Origin of the sequence: Stenotrophomonas maltophilia R551-3 (assembly GCF_000020665.1) — a bacterium.
Lineage (GTDB): Bacteria > Pseudomonadota > Gammaproteobacteria > Xanthomonadales > Xanthomonadaceae > Stenotrophomonas > Stenotrophomonas maltophilia_L.
Genome location: NC_011071.1, coordinates 449,932 through 468,319, shown reverse-complemented (window position 1 = coordinate 468,319; position 18,388 = coordinate 449,932). Strand labels below are relative to the sequence as shown.

At 63.9% G+C, this 18,388-nt stretch carries 16 protein-coding genes; 4 read left to right on the top strand and 12 right to left on the bottom strand.

Going from position 1 to position 18,388, the window contains the following annotated elements:
• Window positions 1–54: 54 nt before the first annotated feature.
• The 4 genes from SMAL_RS02020 to SMAL_RS02005 form a co-directional block, all read right to left on the bottom strand.
• On the bottom strand, window positions 55–714 hold the full coding sequence (locus tag SMAL_RS02020; RefSeq protein WP_012509895.1) for a hypothetical protein: 660 nt from the start codon (window positions 712–714) through the stop codon (window positions 55–57).
• A gap of 29 nt (window positions 715–743) precedes the next feature.
• Window positions 744–1,361, bottom strand: coding sequence for a hypothetical protein (locus tag SMAL_RS02015; protein ID WP_012509894.1), 618 nt, complete (start codon window positions 1,359–1,361; stop codon window positions 744–746).
• Between the two features lie 244 nt (window positions 1,362–1,605).
• On the bottom strand, window positions 1,606–2,562 hold the full coding sequence (locus SMAL_RS20600; protein ID WP_139103709.1) for a hypothetical protein: 957 nt from the start codon (window positions 2,560–2,562) through the stop codon (window positions 1,606–1,608).
• 113 nt (window positions 2,563–2,675) lie between these two features.
• Window positions 2,676–3,485, bottom strand: coding sequence for an alpha/beta fold hydrolase (locus SMAL_RS02005; protein ID WP_012509892.1), 810 nt, complete (start codon window positions 3,483–3,485; stop codon window positions 2,676–2,678).
• Window positions 3,486–3,707: 222 nt separating this feature from the next.
• Between SMAL_RS02005 and SMAL_RS02000 the strand changes: the two genes are divergently transcribed.
• Window positions 3,708–4,187 carry a nuclear transport factor 2 family protein gene (locus SMAL_RS02000; protein WP_012509891.1) on the top strand — a complete coding sequence of 160 codons (480 nt, stop codon included), beginning with the start codon at window positions 3,708–3,710 and terminating at the stop codon, window positions 4,185–4,187.
• Window positions 4,188–4,262: 75 nt separating this feature from the next.
• A complete protein-coding gene (locus SMAL_RS01995) occupies window positions 4,263–4,679 on the top strand; it encodes an XVIPCD domain-containing protein (RefSeq protein ID WP_012509890.1) in 417 nt (138 codons plus the stop codon).
• 63 nt (window positions 4,680–4,742) lie between these two features.
• On the opposite strand, the gene SMAL_RS01990 is transcribed toward SMAL_RS01995, so the two are convergent.
• The 5 genes from SMAL_RS01990 to SMAL_RS01970 form a co-directional block, all read right to left on the bottom strand.
• Entirely contained in the window at window positions 4,743–5,810 is a 1,068-nt protein-coding gene (locus tag SMAL_RS01990) for an XVIPCD domain-containing protein (RefSeq protein ID WP_012509889.1), read from the bottom strand.
• A gap of 40 nt (window positions 5,811–5,850) precedes the next feature.
• Window positions 5,851–6,426 carry a hypothetical protein gene (locus tag SMAL_RS01985; RefSeq protein ID WP_012509888.1) on the bottom strand — a complete coding sequence of 192 codons (576 nt, stop codon included), beginning with the start codon at window positions 6,424–6,426 and terminating at the stop codon, window positions 5,851–5,853.
• 77 nt (window positions 6,427–6,503) lie between these two features.
• Window positions 6,504–7,079, bottom strand: a complete 576-nt coding sequence (locus tag SMAL_RS01980) for a hypothetical protein (protein ID WP_012509887.1) — start codon at window positions 7,077–7,079, stop codon at window positions 6,504–6,506.
• 143 nt (window positions 7,080–7,222) lie between these two features.
• A complete protein-coding gene (locus SMAL_RS01975) occupies window positions 7,223–8,368 on the bottom strand; it encodes a YncE family protein (protein ID WP_012509886.1) in 1,146 nt (381 codons plus the stop codon).
• 165 nt (window positions 8,369–8,533) lie between these two features.
• Window positions 8,534–9,460 carry an XVIPCD domain-containing protein gene (locus SMAL_RS01970; RefSeq protein ID WP_012509885.1) on the bottom strand — a complete coding sequence of 309 codons (927 nt, stop codon included), beginning with the start codon at window positions 9,458–9,460 and terminating at the stop codon, window positions 8,534–8,536.
• Between the two features lie 219 nt (window positions 9,461–9,679).
• Between SMAL_RS01970 and SMAL_RS01965 the strand changes: the two genes are divergently transcribed.
• Together SMAL_RS01965 and SMAL_RS01960 are read left to right on the top strand one after the other, a co-directional pair.
• Window positions 9,680–10,540, top strand: a complete 861-nt coding sequence (locus tag SMAL_RS01965; RefSeq protein ID WP_004139637.1) for a hypothetical protein — start codon at window positions 9,680–9,682, stop codon at window positions 10,538–10,540.
• Between the two features lie 27 nt (window positions 10,541–10,567).
• Window positions 10,568–11,860, top strand: a complete 1,293-nt coding sequence (locus SMAL_RS01960) for an XVIPCD domain-containing protein (protein ID WP_004139633.1) — start codon at window positions 10,568–10,570, stop codon at window positions 11,858–11,860.
• A gap of 53 nt (window positions 11,861–11,913) precedes the next feature.
• Here SMAL_RS01960 and SMAL_RS01955 read toward each other — a convergent pair whose 3' ends face one another.
• The 3 genes from SMAL_RS01955 to SMAL_RS01945 are packed head-to-tail and all read right to left on the bottom strand — an operon-like array spanning window position 11,914 to window position 18,151.
• The gene (locus SMAL_RS01955) at window positions 11,914–15,126 is read right to left on the bottom strand and encodes a helicase-related protein (RefSeq protein ID WP_012509884.1); all 3,213 of its coding nucleotides are present in this window, start codon (window positions 15,124–15,126) and stop codon (window positions 11,914–11,916) included.
• Window positions 15,126–16,925 carry a phospholipase D family protein gene (locus SMAL_RS01950; protein ID WP_232274004.1) on the bottom strand — a complete coding sequence of 600 codons (1,800 nt, stop codon included), beginning with the start codon at window positions 16,923–16,925 and terminating at the stop codon, window positions 15,126–15,128. Before SMAL_RS01950 ends, SMAL_RS01955 begins: the two co-directional genes overlap by 1 nt.
• 35 nt (window positions 16,926–16,960) lie before the next feature.
• Window positions 16,961–18,151 (bottom strand): DUF6361 family protein, encoded by a 1,191-nt coding sequence (locus SMAL_RS01945; protein ID WP_004139630.1) that lies wholly within the window; start codon window positions 18,149–18,151, stop codon window positions 16,961–16,963.
• Window positions 18,152–18,388 lie beyond the last annotated feature (237 nt).

Genomic DNA, 18,388 nt, shown 5'->3' with positions numbered 1-18,388 from the left:
CACTGCGGCGGCACGTGCGCGATCAGCCATACGCCATTGGCCCAGCCAAGCCAGCTACGCCGCAGGCAACTCCGCCTCGCGTATCCGCACGATCGCCCGCCACAGCATGAATCCCGCAGTCATCGCCGTCAGCATCAGCGCGACCAGCACCAGGGCAAGATCATCGGGGTTGCGCAGCAGCGGCGCATGCTCATGGGTGAGGATCTCGAACACCACCTGCTGCGCCTGCGCCAGCGGCAACCTGCCCTGCTCGCCCAGTTCCACCAGGCACGCCGCAGGAGACAGCGTCGCCACGCTGGTCCACGCCGTGTCGTACAGACGCAGCGCCCAACTGGCCAATGCCAGTATCGCGCCATGCAGTGCCATCATTCCCCAGTTGGCCAAACGCAGTCTCCCCGGCAGGCGCCCGAGCCTATAGAGACTGATCGACATCGCGCCCAGCATGGCCAGTGTCACGCCGGCCAGCGGAATCCAATGCAACGGCTGCCAAGGCTCAAGCGCGAGCGAACGGGCCATCAACTGCTCCGCCACCTGCATGCGTGCCACCGGATCCGGGCCGCCGCAGGTTTCATCCACCGGCTCAAGCAGCAGATCCACGCGGTAGTGGAAGAAGCCGGCTGCCAGCGCCATCGACAGCAGCGCCACCACCTGCAGCACCATCAGGATCGGGCCGGGACCACAGATGCGGCAGAAGCGCGAAGCGGCAGAGACCATCGGTTCATCCATGACAACAAAGGACCATCCTAACCAAGCGCCCTGTGCTTGTCGGCTGGCGGATGCGACAACGAAACCCGCTCATCTGTTTCATCCTGCCTTCTCAGATCAGATAGCGCTCTTCGTGCGCCGATCAATGTCAGGAACGACCAGAAGCTCAGTGCACCCAATGCAATCAACGGGCCCGCAGCCACAATCCCCCTCTCCCCCCCTTTGTCGATAACCAATAGGCCCAGAACAACGAAACCAAAATAGACCAGAGGGAGCATCGCCAGCTCAACCCAGAGAAGAATCGGGTGGTTCCTGCTGGCGCCACGCCAGCGCAATGTAGGCAGGGAATTTCCCTGGAAGAATCGCCAGTTCATGACAAGATCCCTCATCATCGTTGTCGAATTACCTGCCTCTAGGCACGCTCGAACCAGATCCGCCGGGGGAGAACGCACGTTGTATCGATGGTTGATATATGACTCCAGCCAGAACGCATCATCTACCTTTGAGCGATCCCACAGCTCCAGACACTCCTTTCGCCCCTGACGAAGGTACGCGCATAGCGCCTGTACTACTTTCGCGCCGAGCACTACGCCACTGATCACCGCGACGACAGCTACGGGAAGCCCAGCATCCAACAACATCGCCACGTCACTCATATGATCTCCCGGTACGGCTCACAATCCCTATGCGGCATCCTACTGCCCGAACGTGGCAAGGCTCGATTCGGACGCAGGACAATCTCGCGAATGAAGCGGCAATCATGACGCTGGTTTGAAGTCACTGCGCTCAATTTGCGGACATCTGCCCGCCAGCGAGACTCACGTATCACGAATCCGGCCGGCGGGACATTGGAACGCCAAGGCTGGCGTCCCCTTGGTCCTACTGATGGGCCAAAGCTACTCAGTCTTGGGGACGTCGGATCCTGTCAAAGATATCGGTACCCTGCACATCAACAAGATCCAAGCTCTTCACGTCGAAGTTCAGATAGGTCCGTGAGTGCTTCTCCTGCAGCGCGGGAGTCCCATAGAGGAATACCACGCAGGGTGCTTCGCTTTCCGCGAAGCGCTGAAGACGCCTGGCATGCAGGGATTTCATCTCCGATGCCGCCAAGACGCTGTTCCACACCATCGCAGAGGGACGCAAAGGTTCCGCCAGCATTTCGCCGACAAGGGCCGTGATCGGTTCACAGAAAATGATCTTGAAGCCATCGTCTGTCTTCCGGATCCATGCCTTACTCCAGTACACGCGCGTGTTCCCAGAAAGGTAAGGACGCTTCTCGAAGAAATTCTCGAACAGCTCCCGATAGGTCATTGGTTCCTGTGTACCTGCGCTGACAATCATCGTGTCATCCATGTTGTCCTGCCTGGCCTTGAGCCAGCGCGATACCAGCGCGGCGAGCGAGTAGAACTGGGTGCGACGGCTGCGCGTTCCGCTTGCTTCCCCGCTGCCGCTGCGGCCGCCGGCACCAAAGTCAGTCTCACTCGCTGTACCCTGGCGAACATCGAAATGTCCCACAGGGCGCGTCAGAAGAAATCGGTCTGGCGCCGGCTGTCCCACTTCGCTGGGACGGCTTTCTCCGCTACATCCCCGCACGTCGAGCTCAGCGACGTGGGGGCAGCCCTCCATGTGCAGCTCGCTATCGTGCTGATTGCGGAAGTGGGGCACCTGCTTCAATTGAAGCTGCTCGGTATCCATGTTCGCGCAGGTGTACTTTGCTGGACAGCCACTCTCGTGCTCGGGGCAAAGAAACGCGCGCTTGTCCGTAATCACGTCCGCCCAGTACAGCTCGTAGGCGCGCTCTGCGTTGATGGTGTCGTTAAATTCAATGCTGAAAGCTAGTTCCGTTGCCATTTTCATCTCGCTGGAGTACCGGCAACGGTATCGACCCGAACGTATCAGTCTTCATTAACTCCAGCCAAATGTGATGAGAATTATCGATCCAGTCACAAAGATAATGGGAATCACGTCACTCAACGTAGGAAGTTCAGCAGTGCCAGATTGAAGTGATCAGCATGGCTGGTGTTGCAGCCATGCGGCGCACCGTCCAGGATCACCACTTCGCTGCCGACAATCGCCTGATGGGTGCGTTCGCCAGAGCGCTCGAAGGGCACGATGGCATCACTGTCGCCGTGCAGGATCAGGGTGGGCACGGTGGTCTTCTTCAGGTCTTCGCGGAAGTCGGTGGTGGCGAAGGAATGCATGCAGCCCAGCGCCGCAGTCTGATCAGACTGATGGCACAGCGCGATCGCCGCCTGACGCGTCTCTTCGGTCACCATCAACTGGCCATTGGCGCTGAAGAAGTCGCGGGTGAAGCCATCGAAGAAGGCCTCGCGATCCTTCTCCAGACCGCTGCGCATTTCATCGGCCTTTTCCTGGGTGAGCGGCCCTTCCGGATTGTCGTCACTGCGCAGCAGATACGGCGGCACCGCAGCAGCAAACACCACGCTGTGCAGGCGATCCTGCCCGTGATTGGCCACATAGCGCGCCACCTCACCGCCGCCCATCGAGAAGCCGACCAAGGTGACGTCACGCAGGTCACGCTCCTCGATCAACCCGGCCAGATCGGCCGCCAGCGTGTCGTAGTCATAGCCCTCGGCCGGCTTGTCGGAACGGCCGAAACCACGGCGGTCGTAGCTGATCACGCGGTACTGGGCATCGCGCAGGATCGACACCTGCGTCTTCCAGGCATCGGCGGACAGCGGCCAGCCGTGGATCAGGATGACCGGGCGACCGTCGCCACCGGTGTCTTCAACGTGCAGGCGGATGCGGGAAGCAGGCATGGGAGCTCCTGTGGAAGGGGAGGCTTTCAGGCTAGTGGCGGGCCCCTATCGCGACCGTGATGGAATCGCCGGTCGCCATGACATCGCCTGCACAGGCGACGCCGCCTGGGTCGGGCCGCCAATGCGGGCATTCGCTCCGCGGAAAGCTCGTTTCGTCGCAGGTCGGCTGCAGCGGCCCAGATGCCATGCGAGCCTGCGTGAACCATCCCCGGGAGTTTCGCCATGTTGCTGCTCACCCTGCCCCTGCTCGCCGCCGGTCTCGCTGCCGCACCGTCGCCCGCCGAAGACCTGCGCCAACAGATCCGCCAGGCCGACACCCAGCTGTTCGCCGTCGCCTTCGAGGCCTGCGATGCCGACCGGGCCGCCGCGATGACCACCGAAGACATGGAGTTCTTCCATGACAAGGACGGCAAGTCTGCCAGCAGCCGCGAGGACTTCCGCCGCAGCGTGGCCAACATGTGCAGCAATGCGCGCAAGGGCGGCTGGAGCCTGCGTCGTGAACTGGTGGAACCTTCGCTGCAGGTGTTCCCCTTGCACGACGAGCGGGCGCTGGAGATCGGCGACCACCGCTTCCATGAACGCGGCAAGGACGGCGTGGAGCGCTGGGTAGGCCAGGCCCGCTTCATCCAGGTCTGGCGCCGCGTAGACGGGCGCTGGTTGGCCGAACGGGTAATCAGCTACGACCATCGTGCGGCGGATTGACCCCTCGGGCGTGCTTCACGGGCCGGATCTATACTGACCGGGCCCACCACGACCCACCGCTACCGTTCGATCGCCATGGCAGACATCACCCCCAACCACCCCGAGTACGGCCTCAACCAGCAGATCCGTCAGGGCGTGGCCGCACTGGACGCCCAGCATGGCCGTCCGTTCGACCAGACCAGCGAGCGCCTGACCGCCAGCCTGACCGTTCTCGCCCGCGAACAGGGCCTGCAGCAGGTCGACCATGTGCTGGTCAGCAACGCCACGGGCAATCATCCAGCTGGGCACAACATCTTCGTGGTGCAGGGCGACCCGGCCAATCCCGCGCACCTGCGCGCGATGATGCCGACCGCTGTGGCGGCGCAGACGCCGGTGGAGCAATCGATGCAGAAGCTGGGCATTGCCCCGCAGCAGCCCGCCATGGGGCAGCTGCCCGAACAGCAGGCCCGTGAGCAGGAACAGCAGCAGAACCCGGCACACCGCCTGGGTTGAACCGCCTCCAGCGTTGCTGGCGGCCCAGCGCGAGAATGCCGGCTCGCCGTGGCGCTTGCCGCCCTAGGCCATACGCGGCCCGGACTGCTCCTGCACCTGGCGCTGCTGCAGCTCATCCTGCGTGCGCGACTGCGCAGACTGCGACAGCTGCTCGGCACGCTCGAACGAGGTTTCCGCCGGTGTCTGCGCGGCCACCGCAGTTGGCATGCTGGCGCGCAGCTGTGCCGGGTCGTCGCGCTCGCCCTGCACGATGAAGATGTTCTGCGCCACATCGGCCTGCGCCGTGCGATCGCTCACCAGCACGTGGTCGACCTGGGTCAGGCCGTTCGCTTTGGCCAGGGCGTACAGGCTGGCGCTGATGTTCTCGCTGGTGGCATCGAAGGCGCGGCCCCGCTCTGCATCGAGCAGGGCCACGCCCTGGTGGATCTGCGAGAGCAGCAAATCGTTGCCGTGCCTGGCGAGATGATCACCGCTTCGTTCGCCCACGCCCTCAGCGTCGCTCAGGATGCGTTGCTGGAAGCTGCGCGCGGGCAAGGGATTGGTTTTCTTCTGATTGAGCTCGCTGTCCGGAAACGGCGGATCAATGCTGTCCACACCATGGATGTTGCGCAGCGGTCGGAATCCATCCTTGCCTGCGCCCTTGCTCTCCAAGGGAATACGGACATCGGGAAGCAATTGGCCAATACCGCCTCCCAGCGCGTTCACGTCGATGCTTCTTTTCCGCTCGATGCCTGCATGGTTAAGCGCTTCCCAGGTGAAGTCCACGCAGTTGTGCCGCACGTCCTTGTATTGCAGATCGAAGCCGTACTTACTTGGGTACGTGCCGAACGCTTCAAGCTTCCTGTACTGCTCCTCGCTGATTTCGAGAGTGCGGCTGTAATGGGGGTCCTTGTAGATCGTCGCATCATCATTCATGACCTTGCCTTGGCCGTTCACGCTTCCGTGTTCTATGGGTGCAAACCCATAGCTCTGAGGCTGCTGACCGGGCGCACGAAGCACGTAGAACATGTGGCCTGGCCCGGAAGTCTGCGGCACCCCATCAATAACTTCCTGGCTACCGGTCTTCTTGTCTATCAACGGCGTACCGGGGGCGGCGATGATGATCTCGACGGCGTAACGTGGCTTGTCCATAAGAAGAATCCTTCAGTTCCCATCAGAGGTGTGACAGCGGCTATTTTCCAGAGAGAGGGTCGGCATGGACCCGCAGCTGAGCCGGGTAATGCTGGAGCGCGGCGGTGGGCTGCACCGTGCGCACTTCCAGTCGGTAGCGGGCACCCATTTCCATCGGTAGGGTGACGATGCTCAACCTATATCGGCTGGCGTCCATCGATACCTGCTGCGCGTAGCGCCAGCCTGCCGATGCATGCCATTCGGGCAGCGGCTCACCCAGATTGCTCGTCGTTGCTTGATGGACATCAGAGGTTGCGACGTCCTGCCAGGCACCTGCGACCCAGCGCTGCAGGTAAAGCTGGAAGGGAACATGAAGACTGTCCATGTCAGGCTCACTGTCAGGCGCGGGTCCGTGTCGCTGCACCTCAAGATCCAGCACATAGGGTCGACCCGGATGGAAGTTGCGGGCATTCGTCTCGAATTCGAACCGCACCTCCTGGCCGGGTTCGGCAACGTCGATCGGCTTGACCCGATCCAGTGGCTCTGGCGCATCCGGTATGCGGCTGTTGCAGGCGCCGAGTGCGCCCGCCAGCGTGAAGATCAGGCCGGCAAGCAACCAGCGATGGATACCCAGCATGATTCAGACCCTTTGGCTCCCTGCCATGAAGTTTCTACCCTGGCGAGCGAACAAGGGCGCCACAACCAAGCGATTGATTACTTTCCGGCGGGACGGGCGGCATGGATCCGCAAACGGGCCGAGTAATCCTGCAGTGCCGCGGTCCTCTGCACCGTACGCACGTCCACGCGGTAGCGGGAGTTAATTTCCATTGGCAGAGCAACCAAGCTCAGCGTGTACTGGCCGTCACTCCCCATGTGCGGCGACGTATACCGCCATTCGCTGGATGCATGCCATTCTGGAAGCGCTTCCCCCGCGTTGCGAGCCATTGCCTGGTAGCTGTCGTAGGTCGCAACGTCCTGCCAAGTACCTGCGGTCAACCGCTGCAGGGACACCTCAAAGGGGATCTGCATTGTGGCGATGCTGGGCTCGCGGGTGTCTTCCGGCCCCTGATGCTCAACTTCCAACTCGAGCGCATAGGTGCGACCCGGGTGGAAGTTGCGGGCATTCGTCTCGAACTCGAACCGCACCGCCTGACCGGGCTCGGCAACGATGATTGGCTTGACCAGATCCAGCGGCTCTGGCGCATCCGGTATGCGGCTGTTGCAGGCGCCGAGTGCGCCCGCCAGCGTGAAGATCAGGCCGGCACGCAGCCAGCGATGGATACCCATCATGATTCAGACCCTTTGGCTCCCTGCCATGGGCTTCAACCCTAGCGGGCGGCCTCCGGCACTGCAACCGGGCAAAGAAAAAGGCAGGGTCTGCACCCTGCCTTCTTCACGCGGCACGTCGGCGGGCGTGGCCCGGCGTCATCGCATTACAGCTGAATCCGCGCCACGCTCTCGTCAGCGCCCTTGTCGTCCTTCTCGCCGTTCTTGATGCTCACGAACAACACGTTGTTCTTCGCATCCAGCGCCAGGCTGTTCGGGTGGGTCGGCACGGTGTAGGTGGCCACCTTCTGGTAGCTGTCACTGTTGTAGGCGGTCACCGTGCCCGCTTCGCGGTTGGTCACGTACAGGCGCTTGCGCGGTGCATCCAGCAGGATGCCCAGCGGACCGGCATCGGTCGGGATGCTGGCCAGTTCCTTGCCGGTGCTGCGATCGAGCACCAGCACGCGCTGGCCCGGATGCTTGCTGACCAGGCCGCTGCTCTTGGTCTGGTAGCCACGCAGGAATTCCGAGCCCTGGTCGGTCACGAACAGGCGCTTGCCTGCCGGATCCAGAGCGATGTTCATCGGCTGCTCGGCGGCGATCTTGTGCTGTGCCACCACCTTGTTCGAATCGGTGCCCACCACCACCAGGTCGGCCAGCAGGTTGCTGGTGTAGACGCGCTTGTTGGCCGCATCCAGCGCCAGGCCCGGCGCCTTCGCATAGCCCAGGCCGTCGATGGTGTTGACCACCTTCAGCGTGGTGGTATCGATCACGAACAGCACGCTGCTCACGTCCGGCTGGCTGCTGTGGCCGGTCAAGTACAGGCGGTTGGCGGCGCTGTCGACCACCAGCTCGCGCAGGTCGTGGGTGTAGGCGGCCTTGCCATCCTTGCCGGTCTTCTTCTCCATCAGCTGGATGGTGCCGACGGCCTTGTTCTGCGCGGTGTCGACCACCGTCACCGACAGGTCCACGGTGTTGCCCACGTACAGGCGGTTTTGGGTGTCATCCAGCACCACGCCGAACGCCTTGCGCTCCAGCGGGATGCGGGTTTCCACGGCCAGCGTGGTCGGGTTCAGGCGCAGCACCTGGGCCGGGCCGGCGTCATCGCCGAAGCCACCGGACGAGGCCACGAAGACGGCATTCTGCTTCGGGCTGTAGGCCAGCTCGTACAGCCCCTTGGCCACAGCCTGGCGCTGCACGGCGGCGGTGGCACTGGCGGTGGGGGCGTTGTCGGCGAACGCGGAGGGCACGCCGAGGCTGAGCGAAACGGCAACGGCCAGGGCGGCCGAGCGGAAGAGAGGATTACGGAACATGCGAGCGTCCTTGAATGGGCACGGGAGGGTGTCCTGGCTCGCTGGGCCGTTCTACGACGGCCCGACCTGCATCTGTCTGCGCGGGGTGGGCTGGCTGGGTAGCGGGGGAATGGTAGCAGGTGGGGGGCGTGGCGTGCGTCTGTGCGCGTATGGCAGGCGCGCGGATTACTGCTCTTTCAAGCGCAGCGAATCGGCCACATCGGTCTTGGCCGCCACCTCGGTGGCGATGCTGGCGCGGCGGTGCCCCGGGTCGTTGCGATCGCCCTGCACGATGAAGATGCTCTCGGCGGCATGGCTGCTTTTGGTCGGCTGGCTGAGCAGCACGTGGTCCACCCGCGAAAGATTGTTCTGCTTGGCCAGCACCAGCAGGCTGGCACTGATGCGCTGGCTGGCCGCATCGAACGGGCGGCCATGCGCGGCGTCCAGCTCGGCTACTTTCTGAATCAGCTGCGCGAACAGGCGATGGTCCGGATGCGAGGGGTCCAGCAGCGTGCCGGCCACTTCAATCGGCGTCGGCGGCGGCTCATCGCTGGCGCGGTCGCCCTGGCGATGGTGTTCGGCCTCGCGCTCGGGCATCGCATGGTGGGTTTCGGCATTCAGATCGCTGCCCGGGAACGGCGCGGCAATGCACTGGATTTCCGGCAGGTTGAACAACACCGCGAACTCGCCCAGATTGCTGCCGCCGTCCAGCGGCGCCGGCAGCGGATGCAGGCCGGCGTAGTGCAGCGCCGCCCAGACGAAATCGCTGCAACGGTTGATGGTGGCCGGGCGATCAACATCGAATTCGAACTCTGCCGGTTCCTCGGCGAAATCACGCAGGCAGCCGTAATGCTCCTCGGTGATTTCCAGGGTGCGGCTGTAATACGGGTCCAGATGCTCGTCGGCATCGTCGTGGCGCACCTGCGCGTACTGCACGTCGGTGCGGGTTTCGCCCGGCGCCTGGCGCGGCGGTGCGAAGCCGTAACTGTGGGCCTCGCCGCCCGCGGCTACCTGCAGGTACATGTGGCCGCGCGGTGAGATGCCCCCACTCTTAAGTGGGGTACCGGGGGCGGCCAGGTACAGCGTTGCCGTGTAGCGTGTTGCCTGCTCCATGCCTGTTCAGCCTTGATGGGTGCTGCGGTCCTGAGCGGATGATGGCATAGGTGGGATGGCGGGCAGGTGGAGAAGCACGGAGCCCGTAGTGGAGGCATGCTGAATGTGTGAACCAGCGAACGCTGAGGCACCGGATGCAGATATGGAGCGTGACCGGCTCTGTGGAATACGCCGCAGAACCTGTCCTATAGTGCCTCGTACACCTCAAGGAACGGCCGCATGAACCTGCCACCGCCGGGCCGCTGGTTGGCCCTGGCCATCGCCTTGGCAAGCAGCACGGCCTGCAGCAAGGCCCCCTCCAAGGAACCGGAGCACCGGGAGACCCCCATGACCGACACCGCACAGTCCCACACCGTGGACGGCTACACCTACACCACCGCCCCCGTGGAAGCCACGCTGGGCCCACACCGCTACGCCTTCCCCGCCAACCTGTACGACGACCAGATGGGTCCGGCGGTGGGCGGCGGCATCGGCCTCACCCTCCTGTGGCCCGACCTGCAGGCGGCACCGCCGGGCACGCGCGCCTCGCGCAGCATGTCCGACCACCACCGCGCCATCAGCCTGTCGCTGGATTACATCGACGCCCTCCCCATCGCCGAGCTGCTGCCGCGCAAGACCAGTACCGAAGCGACCACCGAGGACGGCTCGATCAACCGTGACGACCCGCGCCGCCGGCTGGACCTGCGCAACGCCGGTACGCCGCACTTCGGGCTCACCCCGTACGCCATCGACGAAGCCCGCATGACGCGGTTTTCCGAGGCGTATGCCGCGCAGCGCGGCACGCCGCCGGTGCGCACGCCCGAAACCGACCAGGAGTGGTACATCGCCCGCGACACACAGGGCGCGCTGGCCACCTTCATCACCTGCAATCCGCCGCAGGATGGGCGCGAGGGGCTGACCGTGCAGGGCACCACGCTGGTGGATGACCCCGATGTGCCGGTGGCCACCTGCACGCATACCTTCACCGACCCGCAGGATGGGCTGTCGGTGCGCGCGATCTACCCGCGCGTGCTGCTCAAGGACTGGAAGGCCGTGGAGGACGCCACGCGCGTCCTGCTGGCCCGCTACAAGCTGCGGTAACCGACCAGGGTTCAGGAGGAACGACACATGGGTGAATTGACCCGCAAGGATCTGGAGATCCTCAGGGAATACGCAGACAGCGGAAACCGCGAGCGCTACTGGAGCTACCTGGCGCACAAGGAACATTCCGATGGCTACGGTCTGCTGGCCCTGGGCGTGGTGCGCAACGACAACCTGCCGGGCCAGGTAGCCAACGCCTACGCGCAGTCGCAGGCCCGTGACCAGCACGACCGCAACCCGGCCCTGCAGAACCGCAACCTGACCGAGCGCGAATGGGAGGCCTTCGGCCAGACCCTGCTGCACCGCGACCTGGAACGCCGCGAGCACTGGATGGAGGCCAAGCGCCCCGATCTGGCCCTGAATCTGCCCGGCCGCGATGTGCAGCAGGCGCACGATGAAGCCTTCAAGCGCCACCACCTCGACCCCAACTGCTGGACCCCGCGTGTGCTGCTGGAAGCCACCCGCAAGGAACGCGGAGAGGGCAAGGCCGAGGAAGTCTGGAAGGAGATGCTCAACAACGACGTCGGTGGTACCCAGCGCGCGGCCAACACGCTGGGCAGCGCGTACCTGGCCATGCCCTTCTGGAGCGCCACCGGCTATGTCGGCCGGCTGGGCCTGTACGAAGGCTCGCTCATGGCTGAGGCACTGCCCAGCAGCGATCCCAATGTCATCGGCTCGCGCAGTTCGTACCACATGTATTCGGAAAAGGAGCAGGCCTGGTACCTGCAGGTGCCAGGCAGCATCCCACTGCGTGAGCACAACCCGAGGATCATCGCCTCGCTGGACGACGCCCGTGCCGTGCGCCTGGAGCGCGCGGAGAAGGCCACGCACTTCCACCCCGAGGACAGTTACCGCACCCGCCTTGAAACGCCCAAGGTGGTGATGAACGAGCCGCTGGAGCGCGATGGCCGCGAAACGCAGCTGGCCGCCAACCGCCCCGATCACGCCAACGACCCTGTGTACCAGCAGATCCGCGGCCAGGTGGCCAGCCTGCAGGCCGAGCACGGCCTGGTGCTGGGCAACAACCCTGATGGCGTGACCGCGCGCCTGGCGGTGCTGGCCAAGGAGAACAACCTCAGCCAGGTGGACCACGTGATGCTCGGCAAGGCCAACGGCCCTGGGGGTGCGGGGCAGAACCTGTTCCTGGTGCAGGGCGCGCTGGATGATCCGGCCCACCTGCGGGTGGCCATCTCCGCCGAACAGGCCGTGCAGGCGCCGGTCGAGCATAGCTACCGGCAGCTGGATGCGCTGGCGCAGCGGCAGGCGCAGGATGTGGAAAGCGCGCAGCAGGTGCAGCGGGACGCGATGCGGATGGCGTGAGCCATCCGTGGGCCAGGCAGGGGCCGCGCATGCGCCCTGCCCGGCCGACCCGGTCAGTCCGGCAGCAGTTCGATCCGCCAGGTGTCCAGCAATGCCTGGACATCCTCACCGCCTTCCGCACGCGCTTGCAGGTGCCCAAGAAGATCCTGCTGGCGGGGCTGCGCGAAGACCATACGATACAGCGCCAGGCTGCTCTTCAGCCGATCAAAGCGGTGCTTGTCCTGGCTCAGAGGAAAATGGAACACCTTTCGCTCAACCGCCACACCGCCCGGTGCCTCGCAGATCCAATATGGAATCAGGCCCGCCAATGGCGTTTCCTTGTGAGGCACCTCTGCATTGGTGAACAGTCCCGCCCATGGGTCACCGGCTGCCTGGTCGGGCACGAACCCGGCCAGCCGCGCAACGTTTCGGCGGACGGCCAGTCCTTTGTAGCGATGAACGCGCCCCTCCCGCTGCTCAAGATCCACCGGATTGCCAGGCAGGTTCCAGTGAACAATCGAGTGGCACCAGGAATGGAAGTCCAGCCCTTCCTGCCCCACCGAAGTGGATGCGAGCACGAAGGGACGGAAGGGCGAGTTGAATGCATGCTGCAACGCGTCCTTGCGGGCAACCACCTTGTCGTCCTCGGTGGCATTTCCGTAGCGCATCGCATACCGGCAACGCAATGACAGCGCATCGTCGCGCACGAGCTTTCCATCCAACAGCTTCACACCCTCAGGGTGAAGCTGGCTTGCGCGCACGTGGCCCGCATCACTCACGCCCTTCGCGATGGCCTGAGCATGGGTAGATTTCTCGTCCGCTGCGTTCTGCTCGTGCAGCAGATGCAGGTACTCATCAAGCAAAGCCTGCAAATTGCCTTCTGCGCAGTATGCCACCGCCCGCCGCCAATACACCCCACCTTCCTCGTGAGTGATGATGGCGACCGCTTCGGGCATATTCAGCTGTCGGCGGAACACGTCCGCAATTTTTATGGCGGCTTGGCGAAGGTCGGCCTCATTGTCTCCCGGCAGCAGGCGCAGCAATGCACGCAAAGCGCACACACCTGGTGCCGCCAATGCGATATCAGCCAGTACCTCGGCAATGTCGTCGGGACGTGGCCCAAGCGTCTGCAGAGAGGGCTCGTCAAAACCGCGCCCCCATACCTGTCGCCAGTAAGCCACATGACGGGAGAACCCCTGCCCTGAAACGCTGGCGCCACCGTCTTCCTCATCCTCACCCGCACCAATCGTCAGGTCCTCCGAACCCCAGCACGGGTCCACATGCGATTGGACATGCGCACGCTCAAGCAGAAGCAGCGTCAACCAGTACCAGCGCACGTCAGGCGGCCCCGAGTGCCTGGACGCTGGCAGGTCAAGCGACTCCATCCTCTCCCTGATCCGACCGGCAGCCTCACGCCTGGCATCTGCCAAGTGCAGCGAGCCACCTGCAGCGACCGACATCGCCAAGGGATCGACCATTGTGGCCAGCGCGAGGGAAGGAACCAGCAGAGTGAGCGCGTTCATGTCCTCATGCCCGCTCTTGCCGCTGTTGAAGCGCAAGCGAGCACTCAGGCTCTTGCCAGGCGCGTCGTATCCGGGCTGGAGCGCATGCCCCGCCATGGCCAATTGCTCGGCATGGTAGGAAAGAAGGCCGGCAATCGCATCAGGAACCATGTTCCAGCTTGAGAACACCAGCGTCTTGCTGAAATGGGATACCTGCGCGTACGCACCCTCTCCTGCCCAGTAAGGCATGGAAGGAGGAACCCACAACAAGCGCCAGCTGCCCTGGTCCTCCATATCCTTGGCCAGCACGTCCATTCTCGGGTTTGCCGCCACCAACGGGCTGTACCGCTGCAGCGCATCCTGATCCAGCGTCCTGTACTGCGGATGCTGGGACAACGCCCGCCCCAGAGCCGCCTTGCCCTGTCGATCCATCATGCGGCGCTTGAAGGTGTATCCGTCCTCACGCATGAAGTTCAGCAGGTAGGGACTGGAGCGCCAGAACTCCATGACATCATTCGTCCCCGCCGCTCTTGCAAGCGCATCCACGCAGGCGTAGTCCGCCAGGTCCTCCGATGTCAGCGACAACGGAAGCGGGACATCCCTCACCATCGCATCGCGGCCCCGGGTTACACCCACGCGCTCGGTCCGGCACATCACCTTCTTGAGCCGACTCTCGATTGCACCCTTGAGCACACGTGCATCATCCTGCGATGCCCCCACGCCCACCAGCGATGCACGGAATGCGGCGAGGTCAGCGCGGAGCGCGGTCACCTCTTCCGGATCATTGAACAGGAATGACGCCGTTGCCAGGAAGTCGCGGTAGTGATCCTCCTGCTCCTGCTGGGCGACGAACATCTTGTAGGGCGTGGCCGAAAGCAGGAGCACGCGAGGCTTGTTCTCATGGTCGAACAACTCCTGCGCCAGCTTTGCAGCAGAAGATGCCGGGGCAGCCTCGTCATCGGAGTCAGGATCCTGCACGGCAAGAAGCTCGCGGAAGCGCTGGAACTCATCCAGCACCACCAGATCAGGCTTCAGTGCCTTCAGGCAACAGTGCGCCAGCGTGGTGCGCAGCCAGGACGTCAGCTCGAGGGCTTCGGCGCGCTCGTCACTGTCCAGTGCACGCGTCCGCCGACCGGCGTGCCTGTCACAGACTTCGACAAGCTGTCTCAATCGCTTCTTGTCCAACGACTTGACAAACGTACGGGTGATGGCCTCATCCGGTTCATCCACGCCGTCCTCGTGCTCAAAATGCTGCCGCCAGCCATCTCCCAGACCGCCACGCAGCACCCAGGCCAAGCCGTTGGCATTGAGCCTGGATACGCCCTGCAGCATGCGATGGATGAGCACGCGCTCGCGGGCCAGTCCTCCACGGCTGGTTGTTTCAAACGAAGTACCTGGTGTGAAACTGATGAAGTTCACACCGTCGCCTTCCAGACCGCCATCGGCAAGCGCCAGCGGCAGCAGGGTCAACCGGGTAGCGCGAACCGCTTTGGTCGAACGAAGCCGAAGACGCTCCAGGTTCTGCGACGCGATGGAAGCATTGGAGCAGATGTAGATGATGTCCATGCGCTCTTTGCTGGCTGCCTTATGGGCAACCACGCGCGCGATCAGACCTTTGGCCACCTGCGTCTTGCCCAGCCCCACCTCATCGGCGACCAGGAAACGCAGTGCCGGATCGTGATCTTCGTACATGCGTCGGAACGCATAGTTCACCGTCCTACGCTGGAAGCCCTTCAGCCGCTCAAGAACGGGGGTCGGATCCGAAAGATCTGTATTCCTGTTCATTACGCAGCCTCCTTGCCAATAGCGTTTCCCACAACTTCCCAGAGGGCCAGGAAATCATCGGGCAGACAGGGCTGCCCATCGAACTGCTTGTCCTTCAACCGCTTCACCATGCGATCAATCGCTTCAAGTCGTTCAGGCTCGCGGGAATAGATCCGCAGCAGCTGTTCAAACAGCGGGTAGTTCGCCATGAGGCCACTCGCATCCCTGCTGCCGCCGCCGCTGCCTTCGGATCGATTGCGCGCTCCACAGCCTGCGGCCTGGGGATCATCCAGCAGCAGCGCGAGATAGCGCAGGAACGCCGCGCGGTTACCCAGGAGTTGTGCCACCAGCGCGTCCGCGCGGTCGTCTGGAGCGCCCTCCAGTGAAACTTCCAGCGCGAAGCGCAACGGCGGGACGGCCAGCTCCTCGGCGCGGGTACTGTTGGGCGTGACCTGGAAGCCAACCAGCGAACTCACCTCATGGCCGGCAAAGGTTCCCAGATCAACCTGACCCGCCTGTACAGGACGGGCCCGCTCGGAAACCACCGCCAACGGCCACGCGTGCAGCGTGGCACCGTCAAGCGGAAGGCCCGGGCACGAAAGCGCGAGGTTCCATCCCGAGACCGGATGGGTTTCGCAGTGCAGCGTCCAGGCGGCAGCAGCAATCTGGCGACGGATGGCCTCCAGCTGGTCCTGCAGTTGGCGACGCTCTGCGCCCTCCGCATCTTCGCCCCCACCGGGCGTGTACGTGTCCAGCAAGGGCTGAAGATGCTCGTCAAGCCACTGCCTCGGCGCGGGAATCCTGCTCACCGGACCACTCAGCTCCGCAACCACTTCAACGTTGCTGCCGTTCTGCACAACCGCGTTGGTGTAATTGGCCGAACCGACTGCAACGTGCACCCGTTGGCCGCGCTGGAACACGGCCACCTTGGCGTGCAGGCCCTGCAGCGTATCGGCCTGTCCAGCCTCTTCACCTTCGGAGAGCAGCGTGTCGGGCTTCAACACGTAGGCACTGTCATCGGCCAGGCAGGCGCCGGCCGGAAGCCTATCCAGCTCATCGGCGCGACTCACCAGCATGAAGTCGCCGTTGCAGTGCTCGCGCAGCGTCTGCAGCGCGCCAGCGCGTACGAAGGGAGAGACGATCAACACATCCTGGGCCTTGCCACCGCCCTCGAGCGGACTCCACGGCACGGCCCGCTTTGCAGTACCCAGCACGTGGAACGCCAGCTGGGTGAAGCCCGGAGGCTTTTCCCAGTCAGCGCGCTCGATGTCCTTCGCCAACGATACGATCATCGCCTGCCGCTCCAGGTCCGGCGACGCCCCTTCGGTATTCAGCGGCAGCCAGCGCAGGAAGTCCGCCAGCGGCTTGTTGCTGGCCTCCTTGGCCTTTCCTGGCACACCATCCAGGCGCAGGCTCACGTCCCAACAGCGGTCCCAGGTCAGATTGCGGGTCAGCACCAGCAGACGTACGACGGTGGCAGGTTCGGCGGCCGCATCGATGGCCACATAGCGCAGCGCCCAGATCTTCGGGTGGAAGGCGCCGCCGTGTGGGGCGCAGACCTCATGCACCATGCCCTCAGCCAGCACCGCCAATGCGTTGCCTGCTGGCGGTGCTTCCATCCGTCCCCGTTCGCAGAACACCGCAAGCCTGCGGCTTGCCCGGCGCAGCCCTTCCACGAGGCGCAAAGGATCTTCTTCGGCGCTGTTGTCGTGGTCGCCGAGCAAAGCGAAATGTGCAGGCAATCCCAGCAACGCGCCCAGCGACAGGCTGTACGTAGTGGCGACGCCGGCATCAAACCGGTAGCCGCTGGGGGGCTGCAAGGCCTCGGTCAGAGTACTGCGTGCAGATGGATGGATCATGCGGCCTCCAGGCCGTGCAGGAGGTCGGCAAGGTGACGGCGCGTGATGCCCCACCGGTAATTGAGGATTCCGAGGCCGGACGCACCGCTCCAGCGATCGAGGTTTTCAGGATTGAAGCGCGAGAGATTGCCTTTCAGCGAGCGCTCCCGCTCACGCACGAGACTGCGTGACTGCGGGCTGTCGGCCTGGCCGGCCTTGACCAGCGCAAGCCAGCTGCTCACGAACTCGCGGGTGCGCGGATGAATCGGACGCCCCACCCGTTCCACCTGCTCCCAGAACTGCACCATGTCCCATTCGCCCAGCTGCGAAGCCGGAACGCCGTCGATCCAGGTCTTCAGTTCCTGGCCGTACTCCTCACGACGTTCATCGTTGGAAGACGCCTCCGCCAGGGCAAGGTTGTAGACCAGCGACGCACCGTTGGCGAGACGGGAGAACTGACGCGCGTGTTCCACGAGCTCACGCAGCGGCTGCGGAGCCTGGCGGATCTGTGGATGCAGCCATGGGAACCCGGCGTCGGCACAGTCGCCCAATCGCCCCTTGTCCTGCGCCAGCCACACCAGCAGGGTCTGCGGGTGATGAACCTTCCATTGCTCGCGGATGAACTCCGCCTCGTCCGCGGTCAGGGACAGCGATCCCTCTTCCAGTGCGGCCACCGGTACGAGCTTCTCCAGTGAGGGATGCCAGGTCTGTGCAATCAGCTCAGCGTCCTCCATCCCGTCGTCGCGTTGCTGCTTCCAGCTGCGCTCCCTGCGAATCTGCTCGATGGCCGAGAAGTAGTCCTGCTGGGAGCCCGATCGCGCGAAGATGCCCCAGGAGCGCATGCCCGCCCAGTAGACGGAGCTGGCAAGGCGCTTGAGCGTGTGGCCGGAATCACGACCGAACGCCCCGTCCTCCGCCGCCAGGCAATCATTGAGCTTCAGCTCATCCTGCCGCGCACGCTCTGCAAAATCCCTGGGGCGTACCGAAGAAGCCTCCAGGCCCATGAACATCCTCGGCAGCAGAAGCATGTATCGCAGCCGCGTCTGGATGACGGAGGTGCCGGGGAACAGCTGGTCGGACAACGCATCGCGGATACCGCCAAATCCGAGCTCGTCGCGGGTGCCGGGCTGGTCCAGAAGGGCCAGCAGCGTAGCGCTGCGTGCCTGTGCCGCAGCGTCATGGTCGAGCCATGTCAGGCTGGAAGGCATCTCAAATCCTCCCGCAGGCGCGTGCGCGCGTGGATGCACGGCGCGATACATGGCGCGTGCATTGGGTCTGCTGGTTCATCACTTTCCCCTGTTCCTGTTCCTGGTGTGGGTGACGCTTGTATCTGTGCTGCTCGATTGCTCTTGCATGTGCCGGCCAGCCATTCTTCCGATCAATGCGTCACTGGCTGTCGCGCCCTCAAAGAAGATGGACCAGCAGGACGCACCATGGGCAGGGAT